We start from the raw sequence: 17,735 nt of genomic DNA, 5'->3' as shown, positions 1-17,735 counted from the left end.
CGCTGTCCCCTACCGCCTCTTCAGATTGTGCAGCGCGATCAGCTTCTCGACCTCGCTTTCAACCTCTGAGGTCCGAATCACCTCGCCGCCCGGCTTGCCGAGCAATGCGACTTTCTGATCGTCATGGAGGGCGAGCCGCACATCCTGGACCAGCTGGCCGGCGCTCATCTCAACCACCAGCACGACGCGCGCGTCGCGGGCGGCTTCCACCAGCGCCTCGTACGGAAACGGCCAGAGGGTGATCGGCCTGAAAAGGCCTATCTGGTAACCCTCATTCCGGTACTTTTTTAAAACCGCACGGCAGGTGCGCGACGGCGTCCCGTACGCCACCAGGAGTATCTTCGCGCCCGCCGCTTCCACATTTTCGTACCTGACCTCATTCTGTTCGATCATCCGGTATTTCGCCTGGAGCGCCAGGTTATGCTTGAGGAGCTCATTCTCGCCGAGCACGAGCGATCTGATCTTGTTCGGGCTGCGGCCGGCGCAGCCGGTGAGCGCCCAATCTTTGTTCGGGAGACCACTCTTCTCTCGCGGCCCGATCTCAACGGGCTCGACGATCTGGCCGAGCACGCCGTCTCCCAGAATAATCACCGGGTTACGGTACCTGTCGGCAATGTCAAACGCCAGGAAGACATGGTCCACCAGCTCCTGAACGTTCGCGGGGGCAAGCACGGGGGTGTGGTAGTCGCCATGTCCTCCGCCGCGGGTCGCCTGGAAATAGTCGGCCTGGCTCGGGCCGATATTGCCGAGGCCGGGTCCGCCACGCATGATATTCACAATGACCGCCGGCAACTCGTTGCCCGCGAGGTAGGAGATCCCCTCCTGCATGAGGCTGATTCCGGGGCTCGAGGACGAGGTGATCGCGCGCGCTCCCACCACCGCCGCCCCGAACACCATGTTGATGGCCGCCACCTCGCTCTCGCTCTGGACAAACTGCCCCCCCACCTCCGGCATGCGACGGGACATGTAGCCGGTGACCTCATTCTGGGGGGTGATCGGATAGCCGAAGTAGCAGCGGCACCCCGCCATAATCGCGGCTTCCGAGAGCGCCTCGTTTCCGCACATCAGTTTCTTCGCATTCATGAATGATAAGGCAAAAATCAAAAGTAAAAAGTCAAAACCACATGTCAAAACTCAAAAGTTAAAAACATTTTAGCTTTGCACCGTACTTTTGCCTTTTGCGTTTTGACTTTTAACTTTCTTTACTTCTCCACCTCGATGAGCGCCTCTGGACACATAACGGCGCAGAGCGCGCACCCCGTGCAGTCCTCAAGGCGCGCGGCCTGGGCGAAATGCACGCCCTTGTCGTTAAGGGATTTTGACATCACAATGACGCCCTGCGGGCATGCCTCGACACAGAGCCCGCAGCCCTTGCATCGCTGCGCTTCTATAGTGACCTTAGCCATGGAGCGCGCGGCCTCCCCAGTGCAACTTCTCCCTGAGAAGCTGGAAGTAGCTCTTTTCGACAGAGACCACCAGCCTCAGTTTTGCGCCGCATCCCTCGACAGCAACCTCATCGCCGCCCTGGAGCATTTCCCTGACCTGTCCATCGAGGGTCAGCGTGCTGTCCCGTGCTCTCGCCGATACCACAATCCGCACCTTCTTCCTGCCCGGAACAATGAGCGGCCTGTTCGTGAGCATGTGAGGGCATATAGGCGCAATAATTATAGCATCTGTATCAGGCGATACAAGGGGCCCGCCGGCCGAGAGGGAATAGGCGGTCGAACCAGTGGGGCTCGATACAATCAGGCCGTCTGAATTGTACGTGACGAGGTACTCGTCATCGATAAACGTGTCAAGGGCGATCAGCCTCGACAGCGTCCCCCTGGCGATCACCGCGTCATTGAGCACCACATGGCTGAAGCGCTCACGCCCGTTCCTCCTGACCGCCACCCTGAGGAGCAGCCTCTCTTCGGCCTTGAAATCGCCACGTATGGCCTTTTCCAGAAGCTCCCTGGCGCCGACGAGCGTAGTGGCGGTGAGAAAGCCGAGCCCGCCAAGGTTGATTCCCACGAGGGGAACTTGCGCGTCTCCGAGCATCCGCGCGGCCTTGAGCACCGTCCCGTCGCCACCCACCGCGACCAGGAGTTCAGCCTCGGACCTCAAGTCCTCCGCCTCCCTCCCGATCTTCGCATCCCCGATGAGCGCTGCCGTTTCTCGATCGGCGATCACGGCAACCCCTCTCCCCTTCAAAAAAGGGACGAGTGCGCCGAGCGCGGCGCCCGCGTCTTTTTTAAGTGTGTTGACCATGAGCGCGATTGTTTTCATTGCCCTACGATAGTGAGCGCCGAGCGCGATCGGGTATGGTTCTGGGTTTTCTCGGCATAGACAAAAAATTCCTTGTTCCCCGCGGGGCCCCTGAGCGGGGATTCCATCAGGCCGCGGACCATCAGGCCGTTCGCCTCGCACATCTCGCACACATTCCAGATCACGCTTGTGTGCACGCGCCCGTCTCTGACCACGCCCCCGCGCCCCACGTCCTTCCTCCCTGCCTCAAATTGCGGTTTGATAAGGGCCACCAGTCCCGCCCCGGGGCCGATAATCTCCACCACTGCAGGGATGATCTTATCGAGCGATATGAAGGACACATCGATCGTCGTCAGTTCCGGCTCGTATGGCAGATGGCTTCTCTTGAGATATCGGGCGTTTGTTCGATCGAGAAGCGTGACGCGGGGATCCTCGCGCACCCGCTGTGCCAGCTGACCATGGCCGACATCAACGGCGACCACCGCGGCGGCGCCCGCCTGCAACAGGCAGTCGGTAAACCCCCCGGTTGAAGCTCCTATGTCCAGGCATTTCTTCTTGGACACAGAGATGCCGAATGTTCGCAGGGCTGCGGCGAGCTTCTCCCCTCCCCTCCCCACGTACTGATACCTGCGCAGCACCGACAGCAGGCAATTGGACTTCACCGCTTTCCCCGGTTTATCCTCAAGCCGGCCGTCAACCCTGATCTCCCCCGCCATGACCGCACGGCGGGACTTTTCCCCGCTGGGGAAGAATCCCCGCTCCACGAGAAGCCTGTCGAGCCTGACTTTGTTCACCGATCTGCTTTTCAGAACCAGTCGATTATCGTGGCGACCTATGGCGCTCTCAACACTCAACCCTTAGCCCTCAACCCTTTGTACCATGCGGCGACCCTGCGCGCAATCGAATCCGCATCAAGACCGAGCGCCGCCGCTATTTCTTCCCGCCCCCCCTGCTCCGCGTAACGATCGCCGATACCAATGCACAGGGCAGCAACCCCCGAGAGTCCTTTCTCCGCCATGAGTTCGAGCACCGCACTCCCGAAGCCCCCCTGCAACGCGTTTTCCTCGAGCGTGACAATGCGGCCGGTGCGGTTCGTCGCCGCGACGATCGCCTCGGCATCAAGGGGTTTGATAAACCTCGCATTGATGACGGTGGCGCGTATCCCTTCCTCCGCTATCTTCGCCGCCACATCCTCCGCAACCCGCACCATGGGCCCGATTGCCATGAGCGCGATGTCGTCACCCTCGCTCACCACACGCGCCTTGCCAAGTGTGATGATCTCTCCTGCAAGCTGCTCTGGAGGGCGGCCGCTGCCGGCCTTGGGGTACACAATCGCGGCTGGCTTCCCCCACTCCAGCGCTCCTCTGAGCATCCCCACCAGTTCGCCCGCATCCGCGGGCTCCATGAGCACAAGATTCGGGATATGCCTCAGGTACGATAATGCGAACTGGCCTGAATGCGTCGGGCCGTCAGCCCCCACGATACCCCCGCGGTCGACGGCAAACACCACGGGGAGCTGCTGCAGGCAGACATCATGGACGATCTGATCATAGGCGCGCTGCAGAAAGGTTGCGTAAATGGCAACCACGGGCTTGCAGGCGCTCGCGGCCAATCCGGCCGCGAATACTACCGCGTGCTCCTCGGCGATGCCCACATCAAAGAAGCGGTCCGGGAACTCTTTCGAGAACCGGTCGAGCCCCGTCCCTGCTGACATTGCGGCGGAAACGGCAAAGATTGCCGGATCCCTGCGGGCCAGCTCGACCAGCGCGCTACCGAATATCTCGGAGTAGGTCGGCCCCGCGCTCTCTTTTTTGGGTCTGCCCGTGCTGATGTCAAAGGGGCTTGTCCCATGAAAATATTCAGGGTGCTGCTCGGCATGCACATACCCTTTCCCCTTTCGGGTGAGGACGTGCAGGAGGACCGGCTGGTCGATCTCCGCCAAACGATTCAGTATCCCGACCAGCTTCGGGATATCGTGGCCGTCAATCGGGCCGAAATAGCGGAATCCCAGCTCCTCAAAAATGATGCCCGGCGCGACGAGGTTTTTCAGGCTCTCCTCGAGCCGGCGCGCCGTCTCAAACATCCGCTGGCCGATGGCGGGGATGCTCTTCACAATCGCCTGCATATCGCTCCTCACCCGGTTATACGCGGGGGAGGTGATGATCCTGTTCAGGTAGGCTGAGATCGCACCCACGTTCCGCGATATGGACATCTCATTGTCGTTGAGAATGATTATGAGGTTCGACGCCCGCTGCCCAGAGTTGTTGAAGGCCTCGTAGCAGAGCCCCCCCGTGAGCGATCCATCACCGATGACGGCGATGATATTCTCGTCCCCGCCGCGGGCATCGCGCGCGGCGACCATGCCCATCGCGGCAGAGACAGCGGTGCTCGCGTGCCCCGCGCCAAAAGAGTCGCAGTCGCTCTCAGCGCGCCGGGGAAATCCGCCGAGCCCACCCGACCCGCGCAATGACGGGAATGCCCTGTTCCTCCCCGTCAGAATCTTGTGCGCGTAGGCCTGATGGCCCACATCCCAGACAATCTTGTCGCGGGGGCAATCGAATACATAGTGGAGCGCGATCGCGAGCTCAACGGCACCCAGGCTCGACGCGAGGTGCCCGCCGGTGACCGATACAACATTGATGAGCCTCTCACGGATCTCCTGCGCGAGAGGCTCAAGCTCGGCGAGGCTCAAGGTTTTAAGATCTTCCGGCGATTCAATCAGATCCAGGCAGCGTCCCATTGCGGCAACAGGCTCCCCAATCAATTTTTGAATCAATGCCAACCTGAAGTTTCACCGTTTCTTAATAGTCCCAGAAGGGGCAGAATTCCACGGGCTTGATAAAACTTGTCCTGAGCACTTCGGCTACGCTCAGTATAAACTCAGCCGAAGGATCAAGCTCCTACAGGGAGAATTACTTCTGATTACATTCCACCCATCAGGTGAACGTTTTGACCTGTTATCCGCTATTTCGGGACTTATCAAACCCCTGACTAAAGGAGGAACTGCTCCTTCCCGTCCCGCTCCTCTGCCCGGGGGGCTGGGGAACGCCGCTTCGGGAGAGGGGCCGGGCGCTCATCAGCGGCTTCAGCGGTATCTGCGCCAGAAAATGGTACGGCAGTGATCTTGCCATCAGCCCCCTTGCTCAGGATCTCAATCTTCTTCTCCGCTGCGTCCAGCGTGTGCGCGCAGAACCGGGCGAGCCCGATCCCCTCCTCGTAGCGCCGGAGCGCTTCTTCCAGCGGAGTATGTTCATCCTCCATCAGGGCGACGATCTCTTCCAGTCGCTTGAGCGCGTCCTCGAATTTTAATTTCTTATCCTTTGGCATGGGAACCTCAACTACGGTTGAAAGTTTACAGTGACCTCATTTCCTTGTACGTGTGGCCTTAAACTTCCGGCCGCAATGTTCATCTGTGTTTATCCGTGCTCATCTGTGGCCATTTATGGAACATCGTCGGTTGTGATTAGTATAACGCATACCCTACGGCGTGGTATCTACTATTTCCCTCACCGAGGCGGTGAAACCCCCGCGGTGAAGGCGGGCGCGCACGATATCGCCGCGGGCCACCTGGCCGGCAGCGCTCACGACGGCACCGTCCTTCTCGCGAATGATCACGCTGTACCCGCGCGCGAGTACCGCGAGCGGGCTGAGGCTCTCCAGCTTGCCCCCGACCGCACCCAGGCGGTTCCGGATGAGCTCGATCGCATGGCGGAACGACCGCTGGAGCCTGCTCTCGAGTTCGTCCAGCAGCTGCTGGTGCTGGCGCACCATGGTGCGCGGGGCCTGAAACACGTAGCTCTGCTCACAGAGGCGCCACCGGTTGCGCAGGGATGCGATCCTCTCGCTGATGGCCGACGAGAGTTTCGAGGCGAGCGTTTCTATCTTTCCCTGCAATTCGGACTTTTGGGCGATCACCAGTTCAGCGGCGGCCGAGGGGGTCGGCACCCGGAGATCGGCGACAAAATCGGAGATGGTGTAATCTATCTCGTGCCCGACGGCCGAGATCACCGGGATGCGCGACCGGGCGATGGCCCGCGCGACCGCTTCCTCGTTGAATGCCCAGAGGTCTTCCAGCGAGCCTCCCCCCCGCGTGACGATGATCACGTCCACGTCGGCGCGCGCGTTGAATCCGTCAATCGCGCCTGCAATCTCTCCCACAGCCGTTTCCCCCTGCACGCGCGCCGGGCTGATGAGAATGCGCACGTTGGCGAAGCGGCGCTGTATCACCGTGAGGATATCCCGTATGGCAGCGCCCGTGGGGGAGGTGACAATCCCTATCCGTTCCGGCAGGAGGGGAATGGGCTTTTTCCTCTCCGGGGCGAAAAGGCCCTCCAGGGCCAGGCGCTGCTTGAGCTGCTCGAAGGCGAGCTGGAGCGCCCCGAGCCCCCTGGGCTCGATCTCCGCAACGGTGAGCTGGTAGCGCCCCCCCCTCGCATAGACGGAGACGTCGCCGAATGCGATCACCTGCAGCCCGTCCCGCAGATCAAATCTGTTCCGCATGAGCTGGGAGCGATATAACACCGCCTGGAGCTGGCTCCCCTCATCCTTGAGCGTGAAGTAGATATGGCCCGAGCCCGGTTTGCGGATGTTTGAAATCTCTCCCTCAACCCACACGCCGGGGAATCTCCCCTCCAGGAGCACCTTGATCTCACGGGTGAGCTCGCTGACACTGTAGATTTTTTTGCCTGTTGGCTGAGACACTGCACGCCGCCTACTTAAAAATGACAAATGACAAAATCCGAATGACAAAACAAATCCAAATGACAAAATTCAAGTACCAATAGAACGGCATTTGTCATTTGGTATTTGTTATTTGTCTTCAAGTTTCTCCCGTATCCGCTCAATCCCCACTGCTTTGCCGGTATGCTCGTCCGCGCGTATGAGCACGCCCTGGAACTCGATTCCCTCACTCGCCACATCAAATCGCTCGGGCATCTGCGTGAGAAAGTGCCTGACCACCGGCTCGATCTCCCTCCCCAAAATTGAAACAGTGGGGCCGGTCATTCCCACGTCGGTGATGTACGCAGTCCCGCCGGGGAGAATCTGCTCGTCGGCAGTCTGCACGTGCGTGTGCGTGCCGGCCACCGCGGTCACCTTTCCGTCGAGATAACGCCCCATGGCGATCTTTTCCGATGTCGCCTCGGCGTGGATATCAACGATGATGACGGGGCTCTCCGCTCGAATCGAGTCACACTCCCTCATCGCGACCGCGAATGGGCATTCAGCCGGCTTCATGAAAATGCGGCCGAGCAGGTTGATCACCCCTACCCGCACCCCGCTCCCGACGGTGATCACCACGCTCCCGCGTCCCGGCACCCCCACGGGGTAGTTCGCGGGGCGCAGGAGCCGCTCCTCTCTCCCGATGATCTCGTACACGGCTCTATTCTTCCAGATGTGGTCGCCCGAGGTGAGCACATGGACTCCGGAGGAAATGAGTTCGCTCACCGTGTCGGGGGTCAGGCCGGACCCGCCGGCCGCGTTCTCTGCGTTGGCGATGACACAGTCAACCGAGTACCGTTTTTTCAGGACGGGGAGCAGTTCCCTCACCGCAGTTCTCCCCGGCTTTCCGACGATATCGCCGCACATCAGGATAGTAATCATGCGTGCTCCTGCATGAATGACAAATGACAAATACCGTTCTATTGGTACTTGAATTTCGTCATTTGGATTTGTTTTGACATTTGGATTTTGTCATTTGGTTTTTTTATTTGGCGTACTCCACGGCCCGCGTTTCCCTGACGACCACCACCTTGACCTGGCCGGGATACTCAAGCTCATCCTGAATCTTCTTGGTGATATCACGCGCGGTCAGCACGGCCTGGTCGTCGTCGATCTTATCCGGTTCGACTATGACCCTGATTTCACGCCCCGCCTGGATGGCATAGGCGTGGTGGACGCCCCGAAACGCCATCGCGATTTTCTCCAGGTTCTCCAGCCGCTTGATGTACGCCTCGAGCGTTTCTGACCGCGCCCCAGGCCTGGCCGCGGATATCGCATCGCCTGCGGAGGCGAGCACCGCGTAGATCGAAGTGGGCTCCACGTCATTGTGGTGCGCCGCGATCGCGTGGACGACCTCGGGAGACTCACCGTATTTCTTCGCAATGTCAGCCCCGATCACCGCGTGCGCCCCTTCCACCTCATGGTCAACCGCCTTGCCGATATCATGGAGGATCCCGATACGCTTGGCGAGCTTGATATCGTGCTGGAGCTCGGCTGCCATGATCCCCATCGCGCGCGCCACCTCTTTGGAATGCTGGAGCACGTTCTGTCCGTAACTGCTCCTGAACTTGAGCCGTCCGAGCAGCCTGATGAGCTCGGGGTGCAGGTCGTGGATGCCCAGATCAAACGCGGCCTGCTTGCCGGTCTCCCGGATGGTGTCCTCCATCTCATTCTTCACCTTCTCCACGATCTCCTCGATCCGCGCGGGGTGGATCCGGCCGTCCGCGATCAGCCGCTCCAGAGTGATCCGGGCGATCTCTTTGCGTATCGGATCGAAGCTGGAGAGCGCCACCGCGCCCGGCGTGTCGTCAATGATGACATCAACCCCGGTGGCCGCCTCGATGGCGCGGATGTTCCGTCCCTCGCGTCCGATGATCCGGCCCTTCATCTCATCGTTGGGGAGGGGTACGCTCGTTACGGTCATCTCTGAAACGTGGTCTGCCGCGGACCGCTGGATCGCCAGTGAGATGATCTTCTTCGCCTGTTTGTCGGCAGTTTCCTTTGCCTCCTCCTCGATGCGGCGCGCCATCGCCGCCGCGTCGCGCCTGATTTCGTCTTCGAGCTTGTTGAGCAGCAGCTGCTTCGCCTCGTCGCGGCTCAGCCCCGCCACTTTCTGCAACCGCTTCCTCTCCTCCTCCAGGACGACGTCGAGCTCCTTCTGTTTCTGTTCCATGGCCTGCGCGTGGGCCTCTCGCTCGCGCTCCAGCCTGGCGAGCGTCTGCTCTTTCTTTTCCAGCAGGGCAACCTTGCGCTCGAGGTTCTCCTCTTTTTGCACGACGCGGGCCTCAAGGCCGGTCAGCTCTTTGCGCCTGTCCTTAGTTTCACGATCAAACTCGGCGCGCGATTTGTGCAGCTCGTCCTTCGCGTATATCTCCGCTTCCCTCTTCTTGTTATTTGCCTCCCTCTCCGCATCATCGAGAATTTTCTTCGCCTGCGCACCGGCATCCGAGAACCTCTTGTCAGCCATGACGCGCCTGGCAAAGTAACCGGCGCACGCTCCTGCCGCGGCGGCGAGGATGGTCAGGGCAAGGAATTGTTCTTTCAAGAACGCGATCATACCCATCACCCCCTTTATTAAATGACAAATACCAAATGACAAGTCACAAATGACAAATACCAAATGACAAATGCCGAGGTTTTGCTGTTTGAATTTTGTCTCTTGGATTTATTTTGTCATTTGGATTTTGTCATTTTGCCTGTTTGATATAACTCCGCATCTTCCTGCAATCGATCACTCTCTCCTCGGTGACAATCTTGTCCATGGCGACATCGCGGCTACGGGGTTGGATGAGCGGCAGCAACTGCGCTTCGTACGCGAGGCCGATTTTGACCGCGCGCGCGTCAGCCGCGGCGAGAAAAGAATCGTAGTAGCCTTTCCCCCACCCCAGCCGCACTCCCGTCCAGTCGAAGCCGACGCCGGGGACGATGAAGAGGTCAATGTCCGCCGCGGCGACCGTCTCTCTCCGCGCTCCGATGGGCTCGGGGATCCCGTAGCATCCCGCAGCCAGGTCACGGTCGAAATCCCTGATATCGGCCGCGCTGATGCGCCCGCTCGCGGGGTCACAGCAGGGTACGCTCACCTTCTTTCCCCGTGCGAGGCATCCCCGTATCAGCTCCTCCGTCTCCACCTCAGCTCTCACCGCCACGTAATACATGATGCGCCGCGCCTTCCTGAACTCGTCAAGGCCCCTCAGCGCATTCGCGATCCGCTCGCTGAGCTGCCGGCGCTCGGCCGGCGGAAGGCTGTCTCTCTTCTTCAACAGCTCCGCCCGGATCCGGCCCTTTTCATCAATGCCTCTTTCCTGCTGCATTCGCCTCGGCCTCAGCCCTGCCCTTCCCCTTCCTGCGCCACAACTCCAATCTTCTTTTGATCACCCTCTCGTATCCGCTCGCCCAGGGTTTGTAGAAGGAGACGGGCTCAGGGGTGAGGTCCGGCGCGCCCGTGAGACTCTGGGGGCCATGTGCGTACGTGTAGCCCTTCCCGCGCCCGAGCCGCCCGGCGCCCGCATAGCCCGTTCCCTTGATTGCGTCGGGCACCTCCATCGTGGGGCGGGTGCGGACCCCCTCCAGGGCTTTTTCAATGCCGCTGTACGAGGCGTTGCTCTTGGGGGCGCAGGCGACGTAGATGGCGGCCTGCGCCAGCGGTATCCTCGCCTCGGGCATCCCGACAAACTCGACGGCCTGCATCGCGGCCGTCGCCACGAGGAGGGCATGGGGGTCGGCATTGCCCACGTCCTCAGCGGCGCAGATGATGATGCGCCTGGCGATGAATCGCGGGTCCTCCCCCGCGTGGATCATCTTCGCCATCCAGTAGAGGGCCGCGTCCGGGTCGCACCCGCGCATGCTCTTGATGAACGCCGATATCGTATCGTAATGTCCATCCTCGTCCCTGTCGTAGACGACCGCCTTGCTCTGCACAGAGTCCTCGGCCACGCCGAGGGTAACGTGAGCGGAGCCGTCCTTGCCCGGGGGGGTGGTGAGCACCGCCCGCTCAATCGCGTTGAGCGCCCTGCGCGCGTCGCCGTCGGATATCGCGAGGATATGCTCCATGGCGGGATCATCAACAATCACCGACGTCTTTCCCAGCCCACGCTCGGGGTCGGCGAGTGCGCGGTCGATGATCACGCGCAGCTCTTCCCTCCCCAGTGGTCGCAGCTCGAAGAGGAGCGAGCGCGAGAGCAGCGGGGCGTTGACGTAGAAACACGGATTGTGCGTGGTCGCACCGATCAGGGAGATGGTCGCCCTCTCGACGTGCGGGAGGAGGACGTCCTGTTGCGCCTTGTTGAAGCGATGGATCTCGTCTATAAAAATGATGGTCTTCTCTCCCCTCTCCCGCAGTCGGTTCTCGGCGCTGTAGATGGCCCTTCGCAGGATATCCACGTTCGCCATGACGGCGCTCATCCTCTCAAAACAACTGTGCGTCGCGTTGGCGGTGACCTCCGCGAGCGTGGTTTTCCCTGTGCCGGGCGGCCCCCAGAGGATGATGGAACCGATACGGTCCGATTCGATCGCCCGGGAGAGGAGTTTCCCTTTGCCGAGGATGTGTGTTTGCCCCTCAAATTCCTCGAGCGTTCTCGGACGCATCCTCGCCGCGAGCGGCGCGTGCGCTGTGTCCTGTGCCGCAGTATCAAATAGATCCATGCTTCATGCCTTGCACGTTGGGCCTTATACCTTACACTTTAGGCCGTGGTTATCTTATCTCGCACCCCATCTCCCTCAGCGCCTCGCGGATTTTTTCCATCGCCGCTTCAATATCTTCCTCCCGCAGCGTCGCCTCGGGAGCGCGCAGCGTGACGGAGACGGCGAGCCCCTTCTTGCCCGGGGGAATCTGCTGCCCCCTGAACAGATCGAAGAGCTCGACGGCTTCGATGAGCCCCGGGACGGCACGCCTCACGGTCGCGATCACCCCCGCTGCCTCGACGTGTTCATCCGCGACGAGCGCGATATCCCTTTTCACGGCGGGGAAACGCGGAAGCGGTCGGTACACCCTCTCCCCGAGGAGTGCCGTGTAGAGGGGCGCCGGGTCCACCTCCGCGAAGATGACAGGGGCTTTGATGCCGTACGCCTCCGCCACGCGCGGATGGATCTCGCCGATCCAGCCCCATGGCAGGCCATTCCGACTGAGTGTCGCCGACCTGCCCGGATGGCAGCCCGGCAACGACGCACGCGCTGCGGAGATCTCCGCGCCCGCTCCCGTGAGCATATTTTCCAGCATTCCCTTAAGATAAAAAAAATCTACCTCGGCCATCCGGGCGCACCACGATCGGATTCCGGCCAGCCCCATTGCCGCGAGCGCGAGCTTCTCCATTTCGAGGGGGGGCGCTCCACCCTCGCGCGGGGAAAAAACCGTGCCCAGTTCGAACAGTTGCGCATCGCTGTTGCCGCGATTCGCGTTGAGCGACAGGCACCGCATGAGCGGCGGGAGCATGCTGGTTCTCAGATAGGCAAACTCATCGCTCACCGGGTTCCTGAGCCTCACCGCCCGCCGGAGCGGTTCATGCTTGCCCCACATCAGCCGATCCATCTCAGCGAGCCCCATAAAGCTGAGGCAGATCGCCTCAGAAAAACCGAGTGAGCAGAGCGCATCTCTCACCTTTTCCCGACCCATGGTGCGGGGGTCGCCCCCTCCCGCCGGCACGACGCCGACCGGCGGCACCGCGATGATCCGGTCATACCCTTCCATGCGGGCCACTTCCTCGACCAGGTCGATCTCTCCGCACAGGTCAACCCGAAAAGCGGGAGGCGCAACCTCCACCACCACTCTCCCCTGTTCTCTCACCCCCATGCCCAGGCGTTCAAGATCGGCCCGCACCCTCGCTTTTGACAACCTCGCACCGAGGACGGCGTTCAACCTCGGGATGCGGAGCTTCACTCTCCTCGCGCGCCAGGCTGTCGATCGGCGATCGATGACGCCCGTGCAGGGATCACCCGCACCCAGTGCAGAGATGAGCTGTGCGGCCCTGTCCAGCGCAGGGACAAGGCCGTGGTAATCCACCCCACGCTCGAACCTGTATGACGACTCGCTGGAGAGATTAAGCCTCTGGGAGGTGCGCCGTATGGATTGCGGTTTGAAGCACGCGCTCTCGAGGAGGAGCTCGCGTGTCTCTTTGCCAACCTCGCTGTGGAGACCTCCCATGATACCCGCAACCGCGAGGGGGGCCTTTGAATCGGCGATGACGAGCATCCCCTCGTCGAGCGCGCGCTCCCTGCCGTCGATCGTGGTGATCTTCTCTCCACGCCGCGCCTGCCGCACGAAGACGCAGCCTCCCTTGATCTTCTGGAGGTCAAACGCGTGCAGCGGCTGCCCGCATTCCATGAGCACGTAATTTGTCGCGTCCACAATCAGATTGATCGTCCTCACTCCCACCGCCCCCAGCCTGTTACGCAGCCAGAAGGGAGAAGGCCCGACACTGACATTTGTGACGACACGGGCGCAGTAGCGCGGGCAAAGGCCGCCATCCTCGATGCTCACCCGCGCGCGAGAAGCCGCTCGAGCCCCCTTCTCTTTCACCCGGCAGCGGGGCAGCATGAGCGGTTTTTTCAGGATAGCCGCGGCCTCGCGCGCCACGCCGACCACACTGAGACAGTCAGGACGGTTCGGGGTCACATTGACATCGAGAATACTGTCATTGAGCTGGAGCGCTTCAGAGAGATCCTGGCCCGGCATTGACTGTGCCGCCAGGATCATGATCCCCTCGGCGTCTTCGCCCAGCTCGAGTTCTCTCTCAGAGCAGAGCATGCCCTCCGAAGCGATCCCCCGGAGCGCTGTCTGGCGTATGGTTGTTCCGTTGGGCAGCGTAACCCCCACTCGCGCGAGGGGGGCGGCATCCCCCGCCGTTACGTTTTTTGCCCCGCACACGATCGTGAGCTCGCTCGTTCCATCGCTCACCCGGCAGACCGAGAGCCGATCCGCGCGGGGGTGTGGCTCGACGCTGAGGACCCTTCCCACGACAATCCCCTTGAGCGCGGGCGTCAGCCTGGTGACCGCTTCCACCTCGAGACCGTGCATGGTCAGGCGGTCTGCCAGCTCTTCCGGGCTGAGGGGACAATTAACATACTCTCTGAGCCAGTTAAAAGATACTTTCATAGTTTTGCTCTCACCACGGAGGCACGGAGGGCACAGAGACTGCGTTCAAAACGTGAAAGATAAACAACATATTTTTCCTAACACTCCGTGTCTCCGTGGTGAAAATAGATCATTTGAATTGCTGCAAAAATCTCACATCATTTTCGAAAAACAGCCTGATATCATCGATCCGGTACTTGAGCATGGCAATACGCTCGACCCCCATGCCGAATGCGTATCCGATGTAGCGCTCGGGATCATACCCGACGGCTTCAAAGACCGCGGGGTGAACCATGCCCGCCCCGAGGATCTCAACCCAGCCGGTTTCCTTGCACACCCTGCAGCCCTTTCCGGAGCAGATGACACAGGATATATCAATCTCCGCGCTGGGTTCCGTGAACGGGAAGAAGCTCGGTCGAAAGCGCATCCTCGTTCCCGCTCCAAACATCTTCTGCGCGAAAAAGGCCAGAACACCTTTGAGCTCGCCGAAGGTCACGCCCTCGCCGACGAGCAATCCCTCGACCTGGTGGAACACGGGAGAATGAGACACATCGCTATCGCAGCGGTAGACGCGACCCGGCATGATGCAGCGGAGCGGCGGCTTCTGGCGCTGCATGACCCTGATCTGAACGGGAGAAGTGTGCGTGCGCATGAGGAGCTCATCCGTGATGTAGAGCGTGGCCTGCATGTCCTTCGCGGGATGCTCCGGAGGAAAATTGAGCGCGCTAAAATTGTAATAGTCTGTCTCTGCCTCAGGTCCTTCTTCGACGACAAACCCAAGGCCGGTGAATATATCCGTCAGTCGGGACATCACCAGAGAAATCGGATGTTTCGCGCCGCGAATCTGCGGGAGGCCGGGGAGCGTCACATCAACGATTCCTTTTGCGAACTCCTGCTTTTCCTGTTTCTGCCGGAGAAAGATGCGGCGGGAGTCAATCTTGGCCCGGATGTCATTCTTAAGACTATTGATTGCCTGGCCGAGCAAGGGGCGCTGCTCGGCCGGCAACATCCCCAGGCCGCGGAGCATGGCGGTGAGCTCACCCTTCCGCCCGAGAAACCTCACCCGCAATGTGTCAAGCAGTTCGAGCGAGGAGCATTCCTCGATCAGGCCACGTGCCTCAGCGCGCAGAGACTCTATTTTATCTCTCATGGGGTTCGTGCGGCTCCCTGTGCGTTGACAGTTTGGGCGACCAATCAAAAGCTGGTTGTATTGAGAAGCCAGAAGCCAGTAACCGCTTTGAGGGCACCAAGGGGGGGCAGAAGACGTGAGAAGTAATCGCTGGGGGCAGAAGAGGTCGAGGGTACGGCCTGCCTTGGGCTAATCGGGTAACTTGTATCTACACACACCGCCAGACGCGCTCGCAGCCGACCGATCTCTATAGGAAACGGAGCAAATCATCTCCATCGTATTCCCTCGATTACCCTGATACTACGTATCACTCACTTCTTCTTATTCCCTAACCCCTACTCCCTTATCCCTGCTTCCTCGCCACATTCACCAGCTCCTGGAATACCGCTCTGTCGCGCACCGCCAGGTCGGCAAGGATCTTCCGGTTGAGATTGACCTTGGCCTTCTTCAATCCATCAATGAATCGCGAATATGAAAACCCCTCAGCCTTGCACGCCGCTCCAATGCGTATAATCCACAGGCTCCGGAAATCCCTCTTCCTCACCTTGCGGTCACGGTATGAATATGCGAGCCCACGCTCCACGGCTTCCGTCGCCAGACGGATCAGACTCCCGCGCGCACTCCGGTATCCCTTCGCCCGCTTGAGAATCCTCCTTCGCCTCTCTCGTGAAGCCGGGGCCTTAGCTACCTTAACCAATTGATCCTCCTCTCATGGAATGGCATCTCGAACTACTATTGAACCTCACAATTCCTCACGGCGGCTCACTGCGGTATCAGCCCGCGCACGGGGTTTGGCGAAACGCGCCCCGAACCACGCCTGATGATCGAACCCGTGCCACCGCAGCTCAACCGTACGGCAGAGCCCTCTTCACCATCCTCGTCTCCGTGGCGCTCAGGATGTTCGTGCCCCTGAGCCTCCTCTTTCGATTGCGGCTCTTTTTCGTGAGGATATGGCTGACGCCCGCCTGTTTTTTCCTAACCTTTCCGCTCTTTGTTATCTTGAACCGTTTCGCTGCCGAGCGGCTTGTCTTCAGTTTTGGCATCTCCTATGCCTTTCTTCTGTTCAACCGCGGGGTGCGCCTTCCCCCCCTTCTGCGGTCCGAACATCATCACCACGTTCTTGCCGAAATTCTTGGGTGGCACCTCAACGTGGCCGACATCCTTCAAATCCTCCCCGAGGCGCTTGAGGAGGTTGGTGCCCAGTTCCACGTGGGCGAGTTCTCTGCCTCGATACACGAGCCGAATCCTAAGCTTGCACCCCTTCTCCAGAAACTCCCTGCATTGCCTGAGCTTGACGTTGTAGTCGTGAACCTCGATCCGGGGGCGTAATTTTATCTCTTTGAGCCTTCCTCCCACCTGTTTCTTTCTGGCCACCCGGTCCTTCTTCATCTGCTGGTACTGGTACTTGCCGAAATCCATGATCTTGCAGACGGGCGGGTCAATAGTTGGACCAACCTCCACGAGATCCAGCCCGCTCGTTCTCGCGAGCGCCAGTGCTTCATCAATAGGCAGTACCCCCGCCTGCGCGCCGTCTTTATCGATGGTCCGAACCATCTTGGCCCTGATTTGCCCGTTGATCCTTATGAATGACCGAATGCGTATCACCTCCCTTGCTATACATTAAAATTGTAGGGGCTTGATTCATCAAGCCCGAACCACATTTTCCCTGATTATCGGAGAATTATAACAATCCGAAGCGTTCCGCACAAGCTGAAAATTAGCCTACCGGCTGAGTTGAGCAGCAACCCTGCTGTGAGGGAGGCGTTGAGGAGCGAACACGCGCGCGTTCGCACATTCGCATCAGCAAGGTGGCTGTTCCCATGAGCATTTCTTACAGGCAATTTTAAGGTCTAAAAAACGCAGCTAAGCCACTTTTAAAGGGCCAAAAATCACATAAGCACTTCATGGCAAATAAGATATCGTGGTGCGACCCCGAATCCGACCCCGAATCCCCCGAATCCTTATTTTTCTAAATATAGGATTTCCATATAGGGTGTAAAACCCATTTTCCTCCAAAATTTGTTCGCAACTTCATTTGATGTGGCAACTCTTACTTCTACCCTTTTTGTGCCCTTCTTAGAAAACCAGTTATATGCTTCTTGTAACAGGTTTTCTCCGATACCTTCTTTGCGATAATCTCGTGTGACTACCAGATCGAAAATTGTCCCATAGTTCTCAACCTCAAAAAAGGGTGGATATTTGGCTATACTTGCTAAACAGTAACCAACAATAGCTTTATTAACTTCGGCCACTAGAATGTAAAAATCTTTCGATGTAAAGCTTTCTATAATACGTTTCTTATAATTCTCATGAGCTATACCTGATCTAGTGAAATGCTTATCGCGTTCTCTATGGAAGTCGAACATCTCCTTCCATAAATCGACAATACTTTTGACATCGGATTGGGTTGCTGGCTTTATTATGCATTTCATTTATAATTAGGGTCTCCTGAAAAAGTATTTTTCGGATTGTATACGCGAGAGCACCGGCTATTATCTCCCCCTTCATACCTGAAAGAGACTTCCCCTCCCGCCCCTGGTCAGATTCTCTTCGCCGCCGTGGCCAGATTCATGC

The 17,735-nt window shown here is 59.3% G+C and carries 17 protein-coding genes; all 17 read right to left on the bottom strand.

Translation table 11 applies throughout. From position 1 onward, the window contains the following. Positions 1-9 precede the first annotated feature (9 nt). Positions 10-1,083 (bottom strand): 3-methyl-2-oxobutanoate dehydrogenase subunit VorB, encoded by a 1,074-nt coding sequence (locus tag NTX71_02950; GenBank protein MCX6338863.1) that lies wholly within the window; start codon positions 1,081-1,083, stop codon positions 10-12. A gap of 119 nt (positions 1,084-1,202) precedes the next feature. Next, the gene (locus NTX71_02945) at positions 1,203-1,406 is read right to left on the bottom strand and encodes a ferredoxin family protein (GenBank protein MCX6338862.1); all 204 of its coding nucleotides are present in this window, start codon (positions 1,404-1,406) and stop codon (positions 1,203-1,205) included. Continuing rightward, the gene (locus NTX71_02940) at positions 1,399-2,268 is read right to left on the bottom strand and encodes an NAD(+)/NADH kinase (GenBank protein ID MCX6338861.1); all 870 of its coding nucleotides are present in this window, start codon (positions 2,266-2,268) and stop codon (positions 1,399-1,401) included. Before NTX71_02940 ends, NTX71_02945 begins: the two co-directional genes overlap by 8 nt. After that, a complete protein-coding gene (locus NTX71_02935; GenBank protein MCX6338860.1) occupies positions 2,265-3,041 on the bottom strand; it encodes a TlyA family RNA methyltransferase in 777 nt (258 codons plus the stop codon). The genes NTX71_02940 and NTX71_02935 overlap by 4 nt, the downstream gene beginning before the upstream one ends. Positions 3,042-3,097: 56 nt before the next feature. Next, a complete protein-coding gene (dxs, locus tag NTX71_02930; GenBank protein ID MCX6338859.1) occupies positions 3,098-4,987 on the bottom strand; it encodes a 1-deoxy-D-xylulose-5-phosphate synthase in 1,890 nt (629 codons plus the stop codon). A gap of 251 nt (positions 4,988-5,238) precedes the next feature. After that, positions 5,239-5,574, bottom strand: coding sequence for an exodeoxyribonuclease VII small subunit (locus tag NTX71_02925; protein ID MCX6338858.1), 336 nt, complete (start codon positions 5,572-5,574; stop codon positions 5,239-5,241). A 153-nt stretch (positions 5,575-5,727) separates the two neighbouring features. Beyond that, positions 5,728-6,948 (bottom strand): exodeoxyribonuclease VII large subunit, encoded by a 1,221-nt coding sequence (gene xseA, locus NTX71_02920; GenBank protein ID MCX6338857.1) that lies wholly within the window; start codon positions 6,946-6,948, stop codon positions 5,728-5,730. Positions 6,949-7,056: 108 nt separating this feature from the next. Continuing rightward, positions 7,057-7,848, bottom strand: a complete 792-nt coding sequence (locus NTX71_02915; protein MCX6338856.1) for a TIGR00282 family metallophosphoesterase — start codon at positions 7,846-7,848, stop codon at positions 7,057-7,059. 103 nt (positions 7,849-7,951) lie between these two features. Next, positions 7,952-9,523, bottom strand: a complete 1,572-nt coding sequence (gene rny / locus NTX71_02910; protein MCX6338855.1) for a ribonuclease Y — start codon at positions 9,521-9,523, stop codon at positions 7,952-7,954. A gap of 130 nt (positions 9,524-9,653) precedes the next feature. Then, the gene (locus NTX71_02905) at positions 9,654-10,277 is read right to left on the bottom strand and encodes a 5-formyltetrahydrofolate cyclo-ligase (protein MCX6338854.1); all 624 of its coding nucleotides are present in this window, start codon (positions 10,275-10,277) and stop codon (positions 9,654-9,656) included. Then, positions 10,255-11,607 (bottom strand): replication-associated recombination protein A, encoded by a 1,353-nt coding sequence (locus NTX71_02900; GenBank protein MCX6338853.1) that lies wholly within the window; start codon positions 11,605-11,607, stop codon positions 10,255-10,257. Before NTX71_02900 ends, NTX71_02905 begins: the two co-directional genes overlap by 23 nt. Positions 11,608-11,656: 49 nt before the next feature. Further along, a complete protein-coding gene (gene pheT / locus NTX71_02895; protein ID MCX6338852.1) occupies positions 11,657-14,053 on the bottom strand; it encodes a phenylalanine--tRNA ligase subunit beta in 2,397 nt (798 codons plus the stop codon). 109 nt (positions 14,054-14,162) lie between these two features. Further along, on the bottom strand, positions 14,163-15,182 hold the full coding sequence (gene pheS / locus NTX71_02890; protein MCX6338851.1) for a phenylalanine--tRNA ligase subunit alpha: 1,020 nt from the start codon (positions 15,180-15,182) through the stop codon (positions 14,163-14,165). Between the two features lie 322 nt (positions 15,183-15,504). Further along, positions 15,505-15,858, bottom strand: coding sequence for a 50S ribosomal protein L20 (gene rplT / locus NTX71_02885; GenBank protein MCX6338850.1), 354 nt, complete (start codon positions 15,856-15,858; stop codon positions 15,505-15,507). 148 nt (positions 15,859-16,006) lie between these two features. After that, entirely contained in the window at positions 16,007-16,204 is a 198-nt protein-coding gene (gene rpmI, locus NTX71_02880) for a 50S ribosomal protein L35 (GenBank protein MCX6338849.1), read from the bottom strand. After that, the gene (gene infC, locus NTX71_02875; protein MCX6338848.1) at positions 16,137-16,766 is read right to left on the bottom strand and encodes a translation initiation factor IF-3; all 630 of its coding nucleotides are present in this window, start codon (positions 16,764-16,766) and stop codon (positions 16,137-16,139) included. The genes rpmI and infC overlap by 68 nt, the downstream gene beginning before the upstream one ends. Before the next feature lie 356 nt (positions 16,767-17,122). Further along, the gene (locus NTX71_02870; GenBank protein MCX6338847.1) at positions 17,123-17,593 is read right to left on the bottom strand and encodes a GNAT family N-acetyltransferase; all 471 of its coding nucleotides are present in this window, start codon (positions 17,591-17,593) and stop codon (positions 17,123-17,125) included. Positions 17,594-17,735 lie beyond the last annotated feature (142 nt).

The organism is Candidatus Auribacterota bacterium (assembly GCA_026392035.1).
GTDB lineage: Bacteria > Auribacterota > Tritonobacteria > UBA1439 > UBA1439 > JAPLCX01.
This window is presented reverse-complemented; position numbering and strand designations above follow the sequence as displayed.

Bases quoted from the DNA above. Each gene is read 5' to 3' on its own strand.
- NTX71_02950 (MCX6338863.1), bottom strand. From the start codon at position 1,083: ATGAATGCGAAGAAACTGATGTGCGGAAACGAGGCGCTCTCGGAAGCC.
- NTX71_02945 (MCX6338862.1), bottom strand. From the start codon at position 1,406: ATGGCTAAGGTCACTATAGAAGCGCAGCGATGCAAGGGCTGCGGGCTC.
- NTX71_02940 (MCX6338861.1), bottom strand. From the start codon at position 2,268: ATGAAAACAATCGCGCTCATGGTCAACACACTTAAAAAAGACGCGGGC.
- dxs (MCX6338859.1), bottom strand. From the start codon at position 4,987: ATGGGACGCTGCCTGGATCTGATTGAATCGCCGGAAGATCTTAAAACC.
- NTX71_02925 (MCX6338858.1), bottom strand. From the start codon at position 5,574: ATGCCAAAGGATAAGAAATTAAAATTCGAGGACGCGCTCAAGCGACTG.
- NTX71_02915 (MCX6338856.1), bottom strand. From the start codon at position 7,848: ATGATTACTATCCTGATGTGCGGCGATATCGTCGGAAAGCCGGGGAGA.
- rny (MCX6338855.1), bottom strand. From the start codon at position 9,523: ATGATCGCGTTCTTGAAAGAACAATTCCTTGCCCTGACCATCCTCGCC.
- NTX71_02905 (MCX6338854.1), bottom strand. From the start codon at position 10,277: ATGCAGCAGGAAAGAGGCATTGATGAAAAGGGCCGGATCCGGGCGGAG.
- NTX71_02900 (MCX6338853.1), bottom strand. From the start codon at position 11,607: ATGGATCTATTTGATACTGCGGCACAGGACACAGCGCACGCGCCGCTC.
- pheT (MCX6338852.1), bottom strand. From the start codon at position 14,053: ATGAAAGTATCTTTTAACTGGCTCAGAGAGTATGTTAATTGTCCCCTC.
- pheS (MCX6338851.1), bottom strand. From the start codon at position 15,182: ATGAGAGATAAAATAGAGTCTCTGCGCGCTGAGGCACGTGGCCTGATC.
- rpmI (MCX6338849.1), bottom strand. From the start codon at position 16,204: ATGCCAAAACTGAAGACAAGCCGCTCGGCAGCGAAACGGTTCAAGATA.
- NTX71_02870 (MCX6338847.1), bottom strand. From the start codon at position 17,593: ATGAAATGCATAATAAAGCCAGCAACCCAATCCGATGTCAAAAGTATT.